Annotated in this window: 13 protein-coding genes; 6 read left to right on the forward strand and 7 right to left on the reverse strand. The window is 41.3% G+C overall.

All coding sequences use genetic code 11. The features are described from left to right. Nucleotides 1-131: 131 nt before the first annotated feature. A complete protein-coding gene (locus ACKWCA_RS04360) occupies nt 132-980 on the reverse strand; it encodes a helix-turn-helix domain-containing protein (RefSeq protein ID WP_413976915.1) in 849 nt (282 codons plus the stop codon). 214 nt (nt 981-1,194) lie between these two features. On the opposite strand from ACKWCA_RS04360, the gene ACKWCA_RS04365 reads away from it, so the two are divergent. Beyond that, on the forward strand, nt 1,195-1,716 hold the full coding sequence (locus ACKWCA_RS04365; RefSeq protein WP_413976916.1) for a PAS domain-containing protein: 522 nt from the start codon (nt 1,195-1,197) through the stop codon (nt 1,714-1,716). An 82-nt stretch (nt 1,717-1,798) separates the two neighbouring features. Here ACKWCA_RS04365 and pyk read toward each other — a convergent pair whose 3' ends face one another. The 5 genes from pyk to ACKWCA_RS04390 all read right to left on the reverse strand — a co-directional run bounded on the left by pyk (nt 1,799) and on the right by ACKWCA_RS04390 (nt 6,154). Further along, complete coding sequence (gene pyk, locus ACKWCA_RS04370; protein WP_413976917.1) at nt 1,799-3,241, reverse strand: pyruvate kinase; 1,443 nt, start codon at nt 3,239-3,241, stop codon at nt 1,799-1,801. A 2-nt stretch (nt 3,242-3,243) separates the two neighbouring features. Beyond that, nucleotides 3,244-3,705 (reverse strand): IPExxxVDY family protein, encoded by a 462-nt coding sequence (locus tag ACKWCA_RS04375; RefSeq protein ID WP_413976918.1) that lies wholly within the window; start codon nt 3,703-3,705, stop codon nt 3,244-3,246. A gap of 110 nt (nt 3,706-3,815) precedes the next feature. Next, nucleotides 3,816-4,553: a ribonuclease III gene (rnc, locus tag ACKWCA_RS04380; RefSeq protein ID WP_413976919.1), complete on the reverse strand. Its 738-nt coding sequence runs from the start codon at nt 4,551-4,553 to the stop codon at nt 3,816-3,818. An 8-nt stretch (nt 4,554-4,561) separates the two neighbouring features. Further along, nucleotides 4,562-5,812: a beta-ketoacyl-ACP synthase II gene (gene fabF / locus ACKWCA_RS04385; RefSeq protein ID WP_413976920.1), complete on the reverse strand. Its 1,251-nt coding sequence runs from the start codon at nt 5,810-5,812 to the stop codon at nt 4,562-4,564. Nucleotides 5,813-5,920: 108 nt separating this feature from the next. Continuing rightward, entirely contained in the window at nt 5,921-6,154 is a 234-nt protein-coding gene (locus ACKWCA_RS04390) for an acyl carrier protein (protein ID WP_047247024.1), read from the reverse strand. A 159-nt stretch (nt 6,155-6,313) separates the two neighbouring features. On the opposite strand from ACKWCA_RS04390, the gene purN reads away from it, so the two are divergent. The 4 genes from purN (at nt 6,314) to ACKWCA_RS04410 (ending at nt 10,639) form a co-directional block, all read left to right on the forward strand. Further along, nucleotides 6,314-6,892 carry a phosphoribosylglycinamide formyltransferase gene (gene purN / locus ACKWCA_RS04395; RefSeq protein WP_413976921.1) on the forward strand — a complete coding sequence of 193 codons (579 nt, stop codon included), beginning with the start codon at nt 6,314-6,316 and terminating at the stop codon, nt 6,890-6,892. 52 nt (nt 6,893-6,944) lie between these two features. Then, on the forward strand, nt 6,945-7,580 hold the full coding sequence (locus ACKWCA_RS04400) for a ribonuclease H1 domain-containing protein (protein ID WP_413976922.1): 636 nt from the start codon (nt 6,945-6,947) through the stop codon (nt 7,578-7,580). A gap of 101 nt (nt 7,581-7,681) precedes the next feature. Then, nucleotides 7,682-8,608 (forward strand): PfkB family carbohydrate kinase, encoded by a 927-nt coding sequence (locus tag ACKWCA_RS04405; RefSeq protein WP_413976923.1) that lies wholly within the window; start codon nt 7,682-7,684, stop codon nt 8,606-8,608. Between the two features lie 132 nt (nt 8,609-8,740). Then, the gene (locus ACKWCA_RS04410) at nt 8,741-10,639 is read left to right on the forward strand and encodes an amidophosphoribosyltransferase (protein WP_413976924.1); all 1,899 of its coding nucleotides are present in this window, start codon (nt 8,741-8,743) and stop codon (nt 10,637-10,639) included. Nucleotides 10,640-11,581: 942 nt separating this feature from the next. Here the strand turns inward: ACKWCA_RS04410 and ACKWCA_RS04415 are convergent. Then, nucleotides 11,582-12,190 carry a superoxide dismutase gene (locus ACKWCA_RS04415; protein ID WP_413976925.1) on the reverse strand — a complete coding sequence of 203 codons (609 nt, stop codon included), beginning with the start codon at nt 12,188-12,190 and terminating at the stop codon, nt 11,582-11,584. A gap of 119 nt (nt 12,191-12,309) precedes the next feature. On the opposite strand from ACKWCA_RS04415, the gene ACKWCA_RS04420 reads away from it, so the two are divergent. Then, the gene (locus ACKWCA_RS04420; protein WP_413976926.1) at nt 12,310-15,384 is read left to right on the forward strand and encodes a UvrD-helicase domain-containing protein; all 3,075 of its coding nucleotides are present in this window, start codon (nt 12,310-12,312) and stop codon (nt 15,382-15,384) included. Nucleotides 15,385-15,389 lie beyond the last annotated feature (5 nt).

The following is a 15,389-nucleotide window of genomic DNA, read 5'->3' on the forward strand; positions in this document are numbered from 1 at the left end:
TTTCAATTAGATTGAATAATGATTTGTTATGTGACTTCATCCTTCTTTATTTTTAATTACAAGGCAAAGATGCGTCAACAAAGAGGGTGACTGTTATGAAGGATTGCCCGAAGGCTTGTAGAAATTTCCCGTCAGGAGGAAATAAGGGCGTTTTCTCGATATTTAGTGGGGGAGATCTGGGTCATTTTTTTGAAAAATCGACTAAAATGAGCCGGGTCGTTGAACCCAAGTTCATAAGCGATTTCTTGATTCTGTTTATCGGTAAAGGTCATCAAACGTTTTGCCTCAAGTGCAAGACGTTCCAAAATAATCTGTTGCGGTGATTTCTGGTTATAAATCGCAAAAAGATTGGATAAGGTCTTCGGGCTCTTAAAAAGCATTTCGGCATAGTCGCCCACTTTGCGTTTGGTCTTGTAATGCGTATCTACCAAAACATTGAACTTGCGTACTACATCGATCTGTTCATTATCTAGCTTCTGCACGATGTGCTGCTCTTTGGCAAGTCGTGTACAGATAATAATAAGCCGTTTGAGCAGCATTTGAAGCATGTCTCCTTGAATTTTATCGGGTGTGGAAAACTCATCCTCAAAAACCTCATATAGGGTATTGAACTTGCGTTCTTGTGCCTTGGGGATACTAATAATGGGAAGGTCTTGTGTACCGAAGAACAAAATACCATTACAGGAGACTTCACTGTCATGGTCCGAAATACAGTAGAATTCCCGATTAAAAAGAAAGGCAGTCAATGGTGCCTCTGTACGTTCGTAGGAAACATGATGTAGGTAAGTGGTCGTCAATAACTGATTGGCCAACAATTGAATCGGCATGCCATCTACCAGTACAGTTACTGGTTCGGAATTTCGATTCCAAAGAATGTTAATGGTTCCTGAAGCCATTGTAAATTGCTTCACGTACTTTTTGATATCGTCGGTCAATCCGAATAAGGAACCGATCTGATGGTCATGAAACTCAAATTTCATAGTTTTCTGCCCTTAAAATCTATAATTCTAAGATTTAGTCCGTTTCTTTTGTTCATCCTTACGCCCATAAAATCTTGTTAAAAAACTTAATTCTTAAACAAGAGTGTTAATCATTTCCTGAGATTTTATTGCCTGAAGCGCTTTTTATAGCTTTGATTATCAGAGCGGTGCTATTTCAGTGTTGAAATACGTCTCCAATCCAAGTTAACGATATATGAGCGAAATAAAAGCATACGATAAAGCAGCGAACAAATTTCATGATAGCTTAGACATTAACAGTCTACCCATTACCTCATGGGATATGTACGCTCCACATTTTGTTGCAGTCTGTAAAAATTACAAGGACATTGAATCATTGAGCCTTTTAGCGGAAACCAATGAATGGTCTTATCAAAGCCATTTTGCCAACGAATTATTGCACAAACAACAGGTTATAGTGGTCACAGATCCGCAACTCAAGATCGTTCATGCCACTAAGAACATTATTGACATGAACGGCTATGAACCTCATGAAATTATTGGCAAGAGACCTACGATATTCCAAGGTGCCGATACGTGCAAAGAAACGACTGGGGCCATTCGTAAAGCCGTACAGTCGAAAACTCCATTTGAGACCATAGTTCTGAACTACCGCAAAGATGGGTCAACTTATAAATGCTGGATTAAAGGCGAACCAGTATTCAACACCTCTGGAGAGGTGGTCAATTTTATAGCCTATGAAAAAGAAGTAGCTTAAGTGTATTTTGTTCAGATGTAAGAAGCCGTAATCGCTAAATGATTACGGCTTCTTTACGTTAGTTTCAATATGCTTTGTGACCCTAGAAACTACAGGTCTCAATTTCCGTCACCCTGAGGGTGTTCACCATACCCTTATCCTTTATGGGCATTGCCGCTAAGCTAATCAACATATCGCCAACATCTAAAAACCCTTTTTTACAGGCTATGGCATTTACATCTTCTATTGTCTCATCGGTTGAAACGTATTTGTCATAATAGAAGGCCTTCACGCCCCAAAGCAAGTTCAGTTGCGTTAAAATCCTCCGGTTTGAGGTAAATACCAAAATATGGGCGCTGGGTCGCCATGCCGAAATCTGAAAGGCCGTATACCCACTGTTGGTCAAGGTAGAAATGGCCTTTGCCTTAATCTCATTCGCCATGATAGCTGCATGATAGCATACTGCTTTGGTAATGTATCGTTTGGTGCGAATATGAGGGGGCTCTTGCGGTACCTGAATTAATTCTGAGCCTTCGACGCTCTTAAGGATACTTGACATTTTATCGATTACCTGTACTGGATAATTACCTACCGAGGTCTCACCGGAAAGCATCACGGCGTCGGCACCATCCATCACTGAGTTGGCAACATCATTTACCTCCGCCCTTGTGGGCGTCAAACTCGTTATCATGGTTTCCATCATTTGGGTAGCGATAATAACGGGAATCCGTGCTTTTTTCGCACGTAAGACCAATTGCTTTTGGATAAGGGGAACTTCCTGTGCCGGAACTTCAACCCCTAAATCTCCACGAGCGACCATTAGACCGTCACAATACGCTACGATTTTATCGATGTTCTCCACCGCTTCGGGCTTCTCGATTTTCGCTATAATCGGAATCTTGTGCTCTGAATGCTCGTTGATAATTTTCTGGAGATCGATAAGATCTTGGCTAAACCTAACGAACGAAAGGGCAATCCAATCGACATCTTTTGAAATGGCAAAAATGGCATCCTTCACATCCTTCTCGGTCAATGCCGGTAGCGATATATTGGTATTGGGAAGGTTTACCCCTTTTTTAGATTTCAACGGGCCGCCTTGAACGACTTTCGCCTTTACTTGATCTTTACCGTTTGTAGAAACGACTTGAAACATCAATTTTCCATCATCCAATAAAATACGCTCGCCAGGCTTGACATCCTTGGGGAAATTCGTGTAGTTCATATACACTTTCTCCGCAGTGCCTTCGAAGGGCTGACCGGTCACAAAGGTTATCTCATCACCAGGTGCTACGACCACTTCACCGGCCATTACACCCACCCTGAGTTTAGGGCCTTGCAAATCGGCTAAAATAGCCGTGTAGATCTGCATTTCTTCGTTCAGTTCGCGAATTATTTTGATTCGTTCGGTAACATCTTCATAATCCGCATGTGAAAAGTTGATTCTAAAGACATCGACACCCGCCTCAATCATCTTCCGTAATACCTCTTTCTTACTCGTAGCTGGGCCTAATGTGGCCACGATTTTCGTCTTCTTATTACTTGGCATTATTAAAATATTAGATTGGTTCTTGATTTTATGTTTTCAATTTCTATGGCATATACGGTAACTACCTTGGGAATGTTTGCCAATAGTTTCACGAAATTCCCTTCCAAATCATCATCATGTTCGATTTTCAACAGATAATCCGCCTCTTTGTATTCAGGCACCACATGAAATCTGGTGTAGGAAGGTTCGTTTTCAAATAAATTTCCTTTAAAACTTTGTTCTTCCTTGGTCCCATTATTCGTGAACAATGTTAAAAACCTATCGTTCTTATGGTCTTTCCATTCAAATAAGGGAAAGGTAACTTCTTCATAGAGTTCCAAATCTTTGGAAGTTCTTCTGAAATTGGATTTTAAACATAGATTCAAAGCATAAACCATGGCATAATCTTCGAGACTACTGTGAATCGCCAACAAAGTGAAGGTGTCTTCATAGAAATCCGTCAAAATTTTGTGTACTGCTGCCATGTGGGCACAAAATTTCAAAGATAGGGTTAAAAACGAAATTAGCCTAGGCTGTATGGGCCTAAAGTAGGTTTCTCTAAAACGATAACGTTATCGTCTCCTTTTGTTAAAGATCAAGCTTTGTTCATTCGATCTTGAAGCGCAAAAAAGGCCCGTTTTGATGCTCTCTCCTCGGCTTTTTTCTTAGAGGTGGCCCTTGCTTTTGCCACAACGTTATTCTCAATGGAAAGCTTGACCGCAAAATGCTTGATACTGTCATTACCAGTATCTTCATATACGTTGTAGTTGAAGGTTTTTTTCTTCTTTTGGCACCACTCGATGACTAGGCTTTTGTAGCTTATGACCTTTCCCTCAAGTTGTTCGATATCAACATAGGGCTCAATGACCCGTTCGTTGATGAACTTTTCGCAGTATTTATATCCTCTATCCAAGTAGATCGCTCCGACCAAGGCTTCAAAAACGTTACCATGAATATTATCCCCAAAATGGGACTTCGGAATTCTGCTTTCGACAAATTTGATTAAATTAAGGTCTTTGCCCAATTCATTGAGATGATCCCTACTTACGATTTTCGAACGCATTTTGGTCAGATAGCCCTCGTCACCGTCAGGCACTTCGTTGTAAAGGTGTCGAGATATGATGGTGCCTAGCATAGAGTCTCCTAAAAACTCAAGGCGTTCATAGTTCATGGGGTTGCCTTCTTTATCTTTTTTATTTGCAGATCGATGCAAAAAGGCTTTTTTGAATATCTTGATATCTTTAGGCTTAAAACCCAGTATCTTGGTTATTCCCAAAAAAAAATTCCCATCTTCTTTAGAATGGGAATTGAATAAATTAGATGGGAAATTCATTTTTTGGTTTAACTGATTTTCTTGAAAACAACACAGGCGTTATGGCCTCCAAAACCAAAAGTGTTACTCAATGCCACATTGACTTCCCGCTTCTGGGCCTTATTCAAGGTCAGATTCAATTTGGGATCTATATTTTCATCGACCGTTGTGTGATTGATGGTAGGAGGAACCACCCCGTATTCCATAGCCAATATGGATGCAATGGCCTCTATAGCTCCGGCGGCACCCAACAAATGGCCGGTCATTGATTTCGTCGAATTGATATTGATGTTCGGTGCATGATCTCCGAAGACCTCTGATATCGCCTTCAATTCTGCTACGTCTCCCAAGGGGGTAGACGTTCCATGTGTGTTGATCGTGTCTACATCTTCAGGCTTTAATCCAGCATCTCTAAGGCAGTTCTCCATCACACGTACCACTCCGATCCCTTCTGGGTGGGGGGCTGTCATATGGTACGCATCACTTGAAAGGCCGCCACCAACAACTTCACAATAAATCTTGGCACCTCTTGCCTTGGCATGCTCATATTCTTCCAAAATCAACGCTCCGGCTCCCTCGCCGAGCACGAATCCGTCACGGGTCGCATCAAAAGGTCGCGATGCCGTTTCAGGGCTGTCGTTTCTAGTCGAAAGTGCGTGCATGGCACCAAAACCGCCCATACCCGCTATGGTAACCGCAGCCTCACTACCTCCTGTAACGACCACATCACAGTGTCCTAATCGAATATAGTTCAAAGCATCGATCATCGCATTGGCGGAAGAGGCACAAGCTGATACGGTCGTGTAGTTTGGACCCATAAAGCCATGCTTTATAGAGATATGTCCGGGAGCGATGTCGGCAATCATTTTTGGAATAAAGAACGGGTTGAAACGAGGTGTGCCATCGCCTTCGGCAAAGTTCATTACCTCATTTTGAAACGTCTCAAGACCTCCGATACCTGCACCCCAAATTACCCCAACGCGAAATTTGTCTATAGCTTCCAAGTCGAGTTTGGAGTCTTGTATCGCTTCATCAGAAGAGACTAAGGCATATTGTGCGAATTTGTCCAGTTTACGCGCCTCTTTTCGGTCGAAAAAGTCCGCTGGGTCGTAATTCTTAAGTTCACAGGCAAATTTAACCTTGAATTTTTCGGTATCGTAATAGGTAACAGGAGCGGAACCGCTCTTACCGTTCACCAAACCATTCCAGTATTCTTCAATGGTATTTCCTATAGGGGTTAAAGCACCTAACCCGGTAACCACAACTCGCTTTAACTGCATCGAACTTTATTTTTTTGCTTTTTAAGCTAAGTGTAAATTAAAAAAATTATCCATGCGATAAAGATACCACATGGATAATTTGCAAATCTTATCAAGAAATCATAAAGATTACTTCGCTTCTTCTATATAACTGATAGCTTGGCCAACTGTTGCGATGTTCTCAGCCTGATCGTCTGGAATCTGGATATCGAATTCTTTCTCGAACTCCATAATTAACTCAACAGTGTCAAGTGAGTCTGCCCCTAAGTCATTCGTAAAGCTAGCTTCTGATACCACTTCGTTTTCATCAACGCCTAATTTATCAACAATGATAGCTTTTACTCTTGATGCAATGTCTGACATAATAATTTGGTTTTAAAAATTTAAATTGTTGGCAAAAATAAAAAACTTTGGACTAAATACACGTTTTCACGTTAAAATGTGACGTAATTTATGAAATTTAAATACAGTAGTAGTATTTTAGTCGCAATAATTCTCTTGCCGTAACGCCTTTCTTTTTCAATGAAAAAAATTGTCCTATTTGCCTCCGGTTCCGGTTCCAATGTTGAAAACATCGTACAGTTTTTTCAAGGCAAGTCAAACGTTACTATTGCCGCTGTGCTAACTAACAAAAGGGATGCCAAAGTTTTGGATAGATGCAACAACTTGAAAATCAATTGTTTGTATTTCAATAGAACGGCTTTCTACGAAACTGATTGCGTCCTTGGCATACTCGAATCGCTTCGCCCCGACCTTATCGTATTAGCCGGGTTCTTGTGGAGAATTCCTCTTGATATGGTACAAAGGTATCCGGATAAAATCATCAATATACACCCAGCACTCTTACCTGATTATGGTGGGAAGGGCATGTACGGCATGCGCGTACACGAGGCGGTCAAAGAAAACGGGGAAACCGAAACCGGCATAACCATTCATTTTGTCAATGAGAATTATGACGAAGGCGCCATCATTTACCAAGCAAAAACCGAAGTGGTATCGACCGACACAGCGGAAGACATTGCCCATAAAGTGCATCAACTAGAATACGAGCATTTTCCGAAGATCATCGAAAAACTGTTATCTGCAAGGGCCGTACATTGAATTCTAATACGATAACGACTGTCAATAGTATTTGAACTAATTAAACCTGCTCATGGCAAAAAAGACGAAGTTTTATGTAGTCTGGAAAGGTAAGCGCCCCGGAATCTACGAGTCTTGGGACGATTGTAAATCCCAAATAACGGGTCAAAAAGGAGCACAGTACAAATCGTTTTCTACATTTGAAGAGGCGAAGAAAGCCTATAATAGCAATTACGAGTTCTACAAAGGTAAAAAGAAGGGTGCAACAGAACTATCACCTGAATTGTTATTAAAAATTGGAGAACCCAATTTCCACTCCATTGCCGTAGATGCTGCCTCAAGCGGTAACCCCGGCATTATGGAATATCAGGGTGTCGATACCAAAACCAAAAAGAAATTATTCAAACAGGGGCCTTTTCCCGAAGGAACCAATAACATCGGTGAATTTTTGGCAATCGTTCACGGTCTCGCCTTTTTGAAACAAAAACAAAGTGACCGTATTATTTATACGGATTCTCGAACTGCCATGAGCTGGGTGCGTAAAAAAAACTGCAACACCAAGTTAGTGGAAACCAAAAAAAACAAAGCCCTATTTGATTTGATTCGTCGCGCTATCGACTGGCTGAACAAGAACTCGTACAATACCCCAATAGTAAAATGGGAGACCAAAGCCTGGGGTGAAATACCCGCGGATTTTGGAAGAAAGTAGTCGAAAAGAAAATCCCGCCCATTTTTTATTATTTGATATAAACACCCCTGTCAAATACCTTTACAAAACCGTATATTTGCAGCTTAATTTTTACAACCAATATGGGCAAGCTTCTTATAGTAGGTACCGTCGCCTTTGATGCTATTGAAACTCCTTTCGGAAAGACCGATAAGATTTTAGGCGGTGCGGCCACCTTTATCGGACTGGCCGCTTCACAGTTCAATGTAAATTCTGGCATTGTCTCGGTCGTTGGAGATGATTTTCCTCAAGAATACCTAGACCTGTTCCATAGCAAGAATATTGATTTGACCGGCCTTCAAATCGTTAAGGGAGGCAAGACCTTCTTCTGGAGCGGTAAATATCACAATGACCTGAATAAAAGGGATACATTGGCTACCGAACTTAATGTTCTAGCGGATTTCAAACCCATCGTACCCGATAGTTTCAACGATGCTGAAGTAGTCATGCTTGGAAATCTACATCCAGACATACAGATGAGCGTAATCAATCAAATGGAAAAGCGTCCCGAGCTCATTATACTCGATACGATGAACTTCTGGATGGATCATACCCTGCCCGAACTTATGGAGGTGGTCAAGCATATTGATGTCATCACCATCAATGATGAAGAGGCTCGGCAATTGACCGGCGAATATTCCTTGGTCAAAGCAGCGGCGAAAATTCAAACCATGGGCCCCAAGTATGTTGTCATAAAAAAAGGAGAACACGGCGCCCTGTTATTTCACGATGATAACATTTTCTTTGCCCCCGCCTTGCCCTTAGAAGAAGTATTCGACCCGACTGGTGCCGGCGATACTTTCGCAGGAGGATTTGCGGGATATTTGGCCGCAACCAAATCGGTCACTTATGAAAATATGAAGAATGCGGTGGTTCACGGCTCTAATCTCGCCTCGTTCTCTGTGGAAAAATTTGGAACGCAGCGAATGAAATCGTTGGAAAGGGCCGAAGTAAATAAAAGGTTACATCAGTTCAAAACATTGACACAATTTGATATTGAACTATCATAACATAAATATTCGCCCCGTTGATTCGGGGTTTTTTTATCGGTATCCCCAAGATTGTCGTCCTTGTTTAAACAGGAAGGCAGTTGATGGGAAACCAAAACATATGAAATAGCTAAATTTAGATTACAACCTACAATGAGCGACGCGATCAAACACGAATGTGGCATATCGATTATTCGATTGTTAAAACCTTTGGAGTATTACAAGGAAAAATATGGTACTGCCTTTTACGGAGTGAACAAAATGTACCTTATGATGGAAAAGCAGCACAATCGCGGTCAAGACGGTGCCGGGTTTGCGAGCATCAAATTGGATATGAACGCCGGGGAACGTTTCATGAGCCGTGTGCGCTCAAGCGCACAGCAACCGATACAGGATATATTTGCCCAAATCAATGAGCGCATCAACACTTCACTACAAGAAAACCCGGAATATATTGATGATGTATCCCTTCAGAAAAAACATATTCCATATATCGGGGAGTTATTATTAGGTCATGTACGTTATGGCACATTCGGTAAAAATAGTATTGAGAGCGTACACCCCTTTCTAAGACAGAACAATTGGATGCACCGCAACCTTATTGTGGCCGGAAACTTCAATATGACCAATGTTCATGAACTCTTTGATAATCTGGTGCAGTTAGGGCAGCATCCAAAGGAAATGGCCGATACAGTGACCGTAATGGAAAAAATCGGACATTTCTTAGACGATGAGGTGGCTAAATTATACAAGCAGATCAAAAAGCAAGGCTATAACAAATTGGAAGCCTCACCCCTGATTGCCGAACGATTGAAAGTGCATAAAATCTTAAGAAGGGCCGCCAAAAACTTTGATGGTGGTTATGCAATGGCCGGCCTATTGGGGCATGGAGATGCCTTTGTACTTCGTGATCCAGGGGGTATTCGACCAGCATATTACTATAAAGATGACGAAATTGTGGTGGTTGCTTCTGAAAGACCTGCCATTCAGACCGTTTTCAACGTGCCTTTTAACAAGGTTGAGGAATTAGACCCTGGTCATGCCATCATTATCAAGAAAGATGGAAATACGGCCATTAAAGAGATACTGGAACCGAAAGAGCGGAAGGCCTGTTCTTTTGAACGGATCTATTTTTCTCGAGGTAGTGACAAGGAAATCTACAAGGAGCGAAAAGAATTGGGGAAATTGTTGTTCCCGAAAATCTTATCGGCTATTGACAATGACATTCAAAACACGGTGTTCTCTTACATACCCAACACTGCGGAAACCTCGTTTTTTGGAATGGTAATCGAAGCCCAAAATTACCTGAACAAGAAGAAGGAAGAGCAAATTCTTTCTATAGGTTCAAAGATTACCAGTGAAGAATTGCATGACATTCTTAAGGTTAGGCCAAGAATCGAAAAGGTTGCCATCAAGGATGCCAAATTAAGAACCTTCATTACACAAGACAGTAGTCGAGATGATTTGGTGGCCCACGTATATGATATCTCGTACGGCTCTGTTCAAAAAGGGGATAACCTGGTTATTATAGATGATAGTATCGTAAGGGGCACCACCTTAAAAAAGAGTATTCTTGGAATTTTAGATCGTTTGTCGCCCAAGAAAATTATCGTTGTGTCCTCGGCTCCGCAAATACGGTACCCGGATTGCTATGGTATCGACATGGCAAAGCTAGAAGATTTTATTGCCTTTAGAGCTGCCTTACAACTGCACAAGGATAACGGTACAATGGACGTCGTAGAAGGCATTTATAAAAAATGCATTGCTCAAGTCAATGCCAAAGATTCGGAAATCATTAATTATGTTAAGGACTTTTACGCTCCTTTTACCGCAGGTCAAATCTCGGTGAAAATAGGTGAACTACTAAGTCCAAAGGATATCAGAGCCCAGGTAGAGATCCTATACCAAAATATCCAAAACCTCCATCAAGCCTGTCCTAAAAATTTAGGGGACTGGTACTTCACGGGAGATTATCCAACAGCAGGAGGAAATCGAGTTGTAAATAGAGCATTTATCAACTTCTTTGAAGGTAAAAATCAACGTGCGTATTAACCATTTTATCGATGAAATACACCAAAATATGCATTTCATCGATCATTACTGCTTTTCAGCGGGTTTTTAGCCGATAGGCAGTGAAGCACACCTATTTTAGACTCGCCATAGCATAAGTAGGTTAAGTTCATGGTAAGATTTGGGGCAAAAAAGGTGGAGGCTACTCCACCTTTTTTATTTTAAGCTTATTTTCTTCAGCACCCTACGCCATTCCCTAAAGAGCATCACACATTCGTTTTTTGTCGGCACGCGTATTATTCAAAGTAAGACCACACCCACTTTTCGTCATGAATGATCCATCATGCACTTTAACCAATTAATAGGAAGTTCAACAAGGATTTTTTCCTAACGGATGCAACGGTCATACATTTGGAGAACCATAGCATAAGTAGGTTAAGTTCATGGTAAGATTTGGGGAAAAAGGCGGAGCTCTGCTCCGTCTTTTTATTTGCGCAAAACTTTGGTAGCGTTTCATACGAATTCCTACCGTTTACGTTCAAAAAAAGCATTTCAACTAGGGATATGGACGTTCATCTAAAACCTTTTTGCACGACAGCATCTTGCCTTATTTTTGGAGGACCATAGCATAAGTAGGTTAAGTTCATGGTAAGATTTGGGGAAAAAAGGTGGAGCTCTGCTCCGCCTTTTTTATTATGAAAACCCTAGTATTTAACAAGGTTAACCTCACTCTTCGGGGCGTAAGGACATGATTTTTGCGAAATGATGCTCTTAAAAAATCCTAAAATTCCTTTTTTATTTGAGGCAATACCAGTAATTTAGTGTTGCCATAGCATAAGTAGGTTAAGTTTATGGTAAGATTTGGGACGAAAAGGGTGGAGGCTTCTCCGCCCTTTTCTATTTTGCGGCGACACCCAATAAAAAGGCCCCGTTACCTAGGTAACGGGGCCTTTTTATTTAAGCGATCGAACGCCAGATTCTTAATTACTTACCGGCTTCGTAAAGCGCAGAAACCTTATCCCAATTGATGACATTGAAAAAAGCCTGTACATAATCTGGTCTTCTGTTTTGATAGTTTAGGTAGTACGCATGTTCCCAAACATCAAGCCCCAAAATGGGAGTGCCCCCACAGCCATTATCCGGCATCAGTGGGTTATCTTGATTGGGAGTGGAACAAACCTCTACTTGACCTCCTTTATGAACACAAAGCCAAGCCCATCCTGAGCCAAATCTGGTACCTGCGGCGGCGCTGAATTTTTCCTTGAAACCATCGAAGGATCCAAACGCATCATTAATGGCATCGGCCAGTGCACCTGAAGGGGCACCTCCCCCGTCTGGAGACATCACTTCCCAAAAAAGGGAGTGGTTAAAGAACCCACCACCATTGTTACGCACGGCACCATTAGACATATCTAAATTGGTCAGAATATCTTCAATGGTCTTGCCTTCTAAATCAGTACCGGCAATCGCGGCATTTAATTTGGAAGTATACCCATTATGGTGTTTCGTATGGTGGATTTCCATGGTCCTGGCATCAATATGTGGTTCCAATGCGTCATACGCATAGGACAATTGTGGTAATTCAAAAGGCATAGTTCTTGTTTTTTAGATTAATTACTATAGTTGCCCAAATTTACGTTTTTTAACACTTACATTCCACTAAATATTTGTTAAGAACCATTTGAAAATGTCTATTTTGCAACTAAAAATCATTGGATACTTCCTTTAAGATATATAATGCCTCCGCGGGGTCGGGCAAGACCTATACCCTAACAAAAGAGTATCTGAAAATCATACTTTCAGGGAGCAGGGCCTACCGCAAAATTCTGGCCATCACCTTTACGAATAAGGCGGTCAATGAAATGAAGGAGCGTATCTTGGGCAGTCTTTTCGCTTTCAGTCGAAAAGAGATCTCTTCGATGTATCACGATGTTTCAAAAGAACTTGGTTTGACCTCTGAACAGCTTCAAAAAAGAGCTGCAGTCACCTTGAAGGAGATTCTACATAACTATGCCTTTTTCGATATTGTAACTATCGATAAGTTCACACACCGCCTCATCAGGACCTTCGCAAAAGACTTGAAGCTACCACAAAATTTTGAAGTAGTCTTAGATACCGACCTTTTGCTAGATGAAGCAGTGTCAAAACTCATAAACAGAGCGGGGCGAGACCAAAAGTTAACCACAGTGCTCCTCGCCTTTGCCCTGGAAAAGATTGACGATGACAAAAGTTGGGATATTGGTATCGATCTGAATAAAATCGGCAAGTTGCTCTTCAACGAGACCAACACGCCACATCTCAAAAAATTAGAACCCAAGGCTATTGAGGCCTTTTTGCGACTTCAAGAAAACATTCAAGAGCAAATTAAAGTCCGTGAGAGCGAGATTAAATCCATTGCAACAGGGGCTATCGATTTGATTCATGATTCAGGACTACAATCAGCGGACTTTCCTAGGGCCACGCTACCCAATCATTTCAAAAAAATTTCGACGGGGACCTTCGACGCTATTAAACTTTACGCGAATAAAATAGAAGAGACGTTAAGAGGGGGAAAACTACTGAAAGCCAATATCGAAATCCCAACAATGGAATTGGCCCCTCAGCTATTAGAGCGGTATCTACAGATCAAGCAAAAAATATATGACAGGGCACTTCTTAAAAATGTGTACCGTAACGTCGTACCCCTCACGGTACTCAATGCAATTCAAGGGGAAATCAAAAAAATAGAACAAGATCGGGACCAACTCTCCATTTCCGAATTCAATACCATTATAGCCAACGAAATAAAGAATCAGCCCGCTCCCTTTATTTATGAGCGTCTAGGGGAAAAATACCGTCATTATTTCATAGATGAATTTCAAGACACCTCTGAAATGCAATGGAAGAACCTCATTCCCTTAATCGATAATGCATTGGCAATGGAGAACGGTTCGTTATTTTTGGTGGGAGATGCCAAGCAAGCGATTTACAGATGGCGTGGTGGTAGGGCTGAGCAATTTTTGAGCTTGGTCAACCTTCAAACCAATCCCTTTGTTGTCGATCCCGAAATCGAGGTTCTCCCGCAAAACTACCGCAGCCATACAGAGATCGTCAAATTCAATAACGATTTTTTCACCGCTACTAGCCCATTGCTGAACAGTGAACTTTACCGAACGCTATTCGAAGAAGGCAATCGACAGTTGACCAATGCAAAAAAAGGAGGATTGGTTCAATTGACCTTTGTCGAGCCGAACGACTATGAAACCATTGAAATCGGTTATGGCGAGGAAGTATTGAAAACCATCGAAAGCATAAGGCAGAAAAAATATACATACAAAGATATTTGTATTCTAGTCAGAGGTAATAAGGAAGGAGCATTTTTGGCGGACTATTTGACCCAACATCACATTCCGATAATCTCTTCTGAGAGCTTATTACTGAAAAACAATCCGAAAATTCGGTTTTTGATCGACCTTCTTAAACTTCAGAATCAGCCTGAAGATACAGAGGTAGCCTATGAAATGCTATCCTTTCTTTCACGCGAAATGGACCATCGCCATGCATTTATCGCACAGCATCTCAACAGTGCTGGCGAACTATTGAAAACGACTTTTGAATATGATTGGGAGAAATTGAAGACCCTATCGGTCTATGATACACTTGAATACGCCATCAAACAATTCGATCTTGCCTCAAATTCTGATGGATATCTCAATCACTTTATGGATGTAGTCATCGAGGTAGAGCAAAAAGAAGGTATCGGAACCCCTGTTTTCCTGAGCTATTGGGAAAAGAAGAAAGACCGTTTGAGCATCGCCGCCCCTGAAGCCGTTAATGCAGTTCAAATCATGACTGTTCACAAAGCCAAAGGACTTGAATTCGAAATCGTGATCTTTCCTTTTGCCAATTCGAATATCTACCAAGAAATCGAACCCAAGTTGTGGCTTCCGGTAGAAGCCACTGCCTTTCATGGCTTTGAAGAGGTCTTGATTTCCAAAAAACAGGAAGTGATCCACTATTCGTCAAATGCGGAAGCCTCATATACGGCCGAACAACAGAAGTTAGAGCTTGATGCGTTCAACATATTATATGTAGCACTGACAAGAGCAGTGAAAGCCCTGTTCGTGGTTACCAAAAAAGATCTGACCAAGACCGGGGGGCATAAACCCAACTACTATTCAGGTTTGTTCATACATTTTTTAATGGAAAAAAAAGTATGGGTCGAAAACTTGAATCAGTATGCTTTTGGTGAATTACATACCAATGAAAATGATATCCGGACGAATATGTCGCTAGAGATCCCCTATCAATACTCCTATAAGGACAGGCCCAGCTTTAAAATACTTGCAAAGACCGGTTTGCTTTGGGACACCACTAGGGAAGATGCTCTTATCAAAGGAACCCTTGTTCATGCCCTATTAGGACTTGTGGAAACAAAAAAAGATGTGGAAACAGCGCTAGATACGATGAAAAACTCCGGTGAATTAGCTATGGATGAGGTCGAAGTTTTAAAAAAGAAGATACTTGCTATTCTAGAACACCCTAAATTAGCATCTTATTATAAGGAAGGGATTGAAATCAAAAACGAGAGAGACATCATAACAGCGAATGGTAAGATCTTACGGCCCGACCGTATCGTAATTCAAGACTTAAAAGCTACGATCATCGATTATAAAACAGGAATGCAAAGCAATAGCCATAAAGAGCAGTTATATGCTTATGCCGATGCACTTGAAGCCATGGGATATTCCATTGACAATAAAATCATTGTATACAGTAACGAAACAGTAAATCCAGTATTCCTTTAGATTAT

Source organism: Maribacter corallii (assembly GCF_047345415.1).
Classification (GTDB): domain Bacteria; phylum Bacteroidota; class Bacteroidia; order Flavobacteriales; family Flavobacteriaceae; genus Maribacter_C.

Excerpts from the sequence above, each read along its gene's own strand:
- ACKWCA_RS04360 (WP_413976915.1), bottom strand. The coding sequence starts at position 980 with ATGAAATTTGAGTTTCATGACCATCAGATCGGTTCCTTATTCGGATTG.
- ACKWCA_RS04365 (WP_413976916.1), top strand. The coding sequence starts at position 1,195 with ATGAGCGAAATAAAAGCATACGATAAAGCAGCGAACAAATTTCATGAT.
- pyk (WP_413976917.1), bottom strand. The coding sequence starts at position 3,241 with ATGCCAAGTAATAAGAAGACGAAAATCGTGGCCACATTAGGCCCAGCT.
- ACKWCA_RS04375 (WP_413976918.1), bottom strand. The coding sequence starts at position 3,705 with ATGGCAGCAGTACACAAAATTTTGACGGATTTCTATGAAGACACCTTC.
- rnc (WP_413976919.1), bottom strand. The coding sequence starts at position 4,553 with ATGAATTTCCCATCTAATTTATTCAATTCCCATTCTAAAGAAGATGGG.
- fabF (WP_413976920.1), bottom strand. The coding sequence starts at position 5,812 with ATGCAGTTAAAGCGAGTTGTGGTTACCGGGTTAGGTGCTTTAACCCCT.
- ACKWCA_RS04390 (WP_047247024.1), bottom strand. The coding sequence starts at position 6,154 with ATGTCAGACATTGCATCAAGAGTAAAAGCTATCATTGTTGATAAATTA.
- purN (WP_413976921.1), top strand. The coding sequence starts at position 6,314 with ATGAAAAAAATTGTCCTATTTGCCTCCGGTTCCGGTTCCAATGTTGAA.
- ACKWCA_RS04400 (WP_413976922.1), top strand. The coding sequence starts at position 6,945 with ATGGCAAAAAAGACGAAGTTTTATGTAGTCTGGAAAGGTAAGCGCCCC.
- ACKWCA_RS04405 (WP_413976923.1), top strand. The coding sequence starts at position 7,682 with ATGGGCAAGCTTCTTATAGTAGGTACCGTCGCCTTTGATGCTATTGAA.
- ACKWCA_RS04410 (WP_413976924.1), top strand. The coding sequence starts at position 8,741 with ATGAGCGACGCGATCAAACACGAATGTGGCATATCGATTATTCGATTG.
- ACKWCA_RS04415 (WP_413976925.1), bottom strand. The coding sequence starts at position 12,190 with ATGCCTTTTGAATTACCACAATTGTCCTATGCGTATGACGCATTGGAA.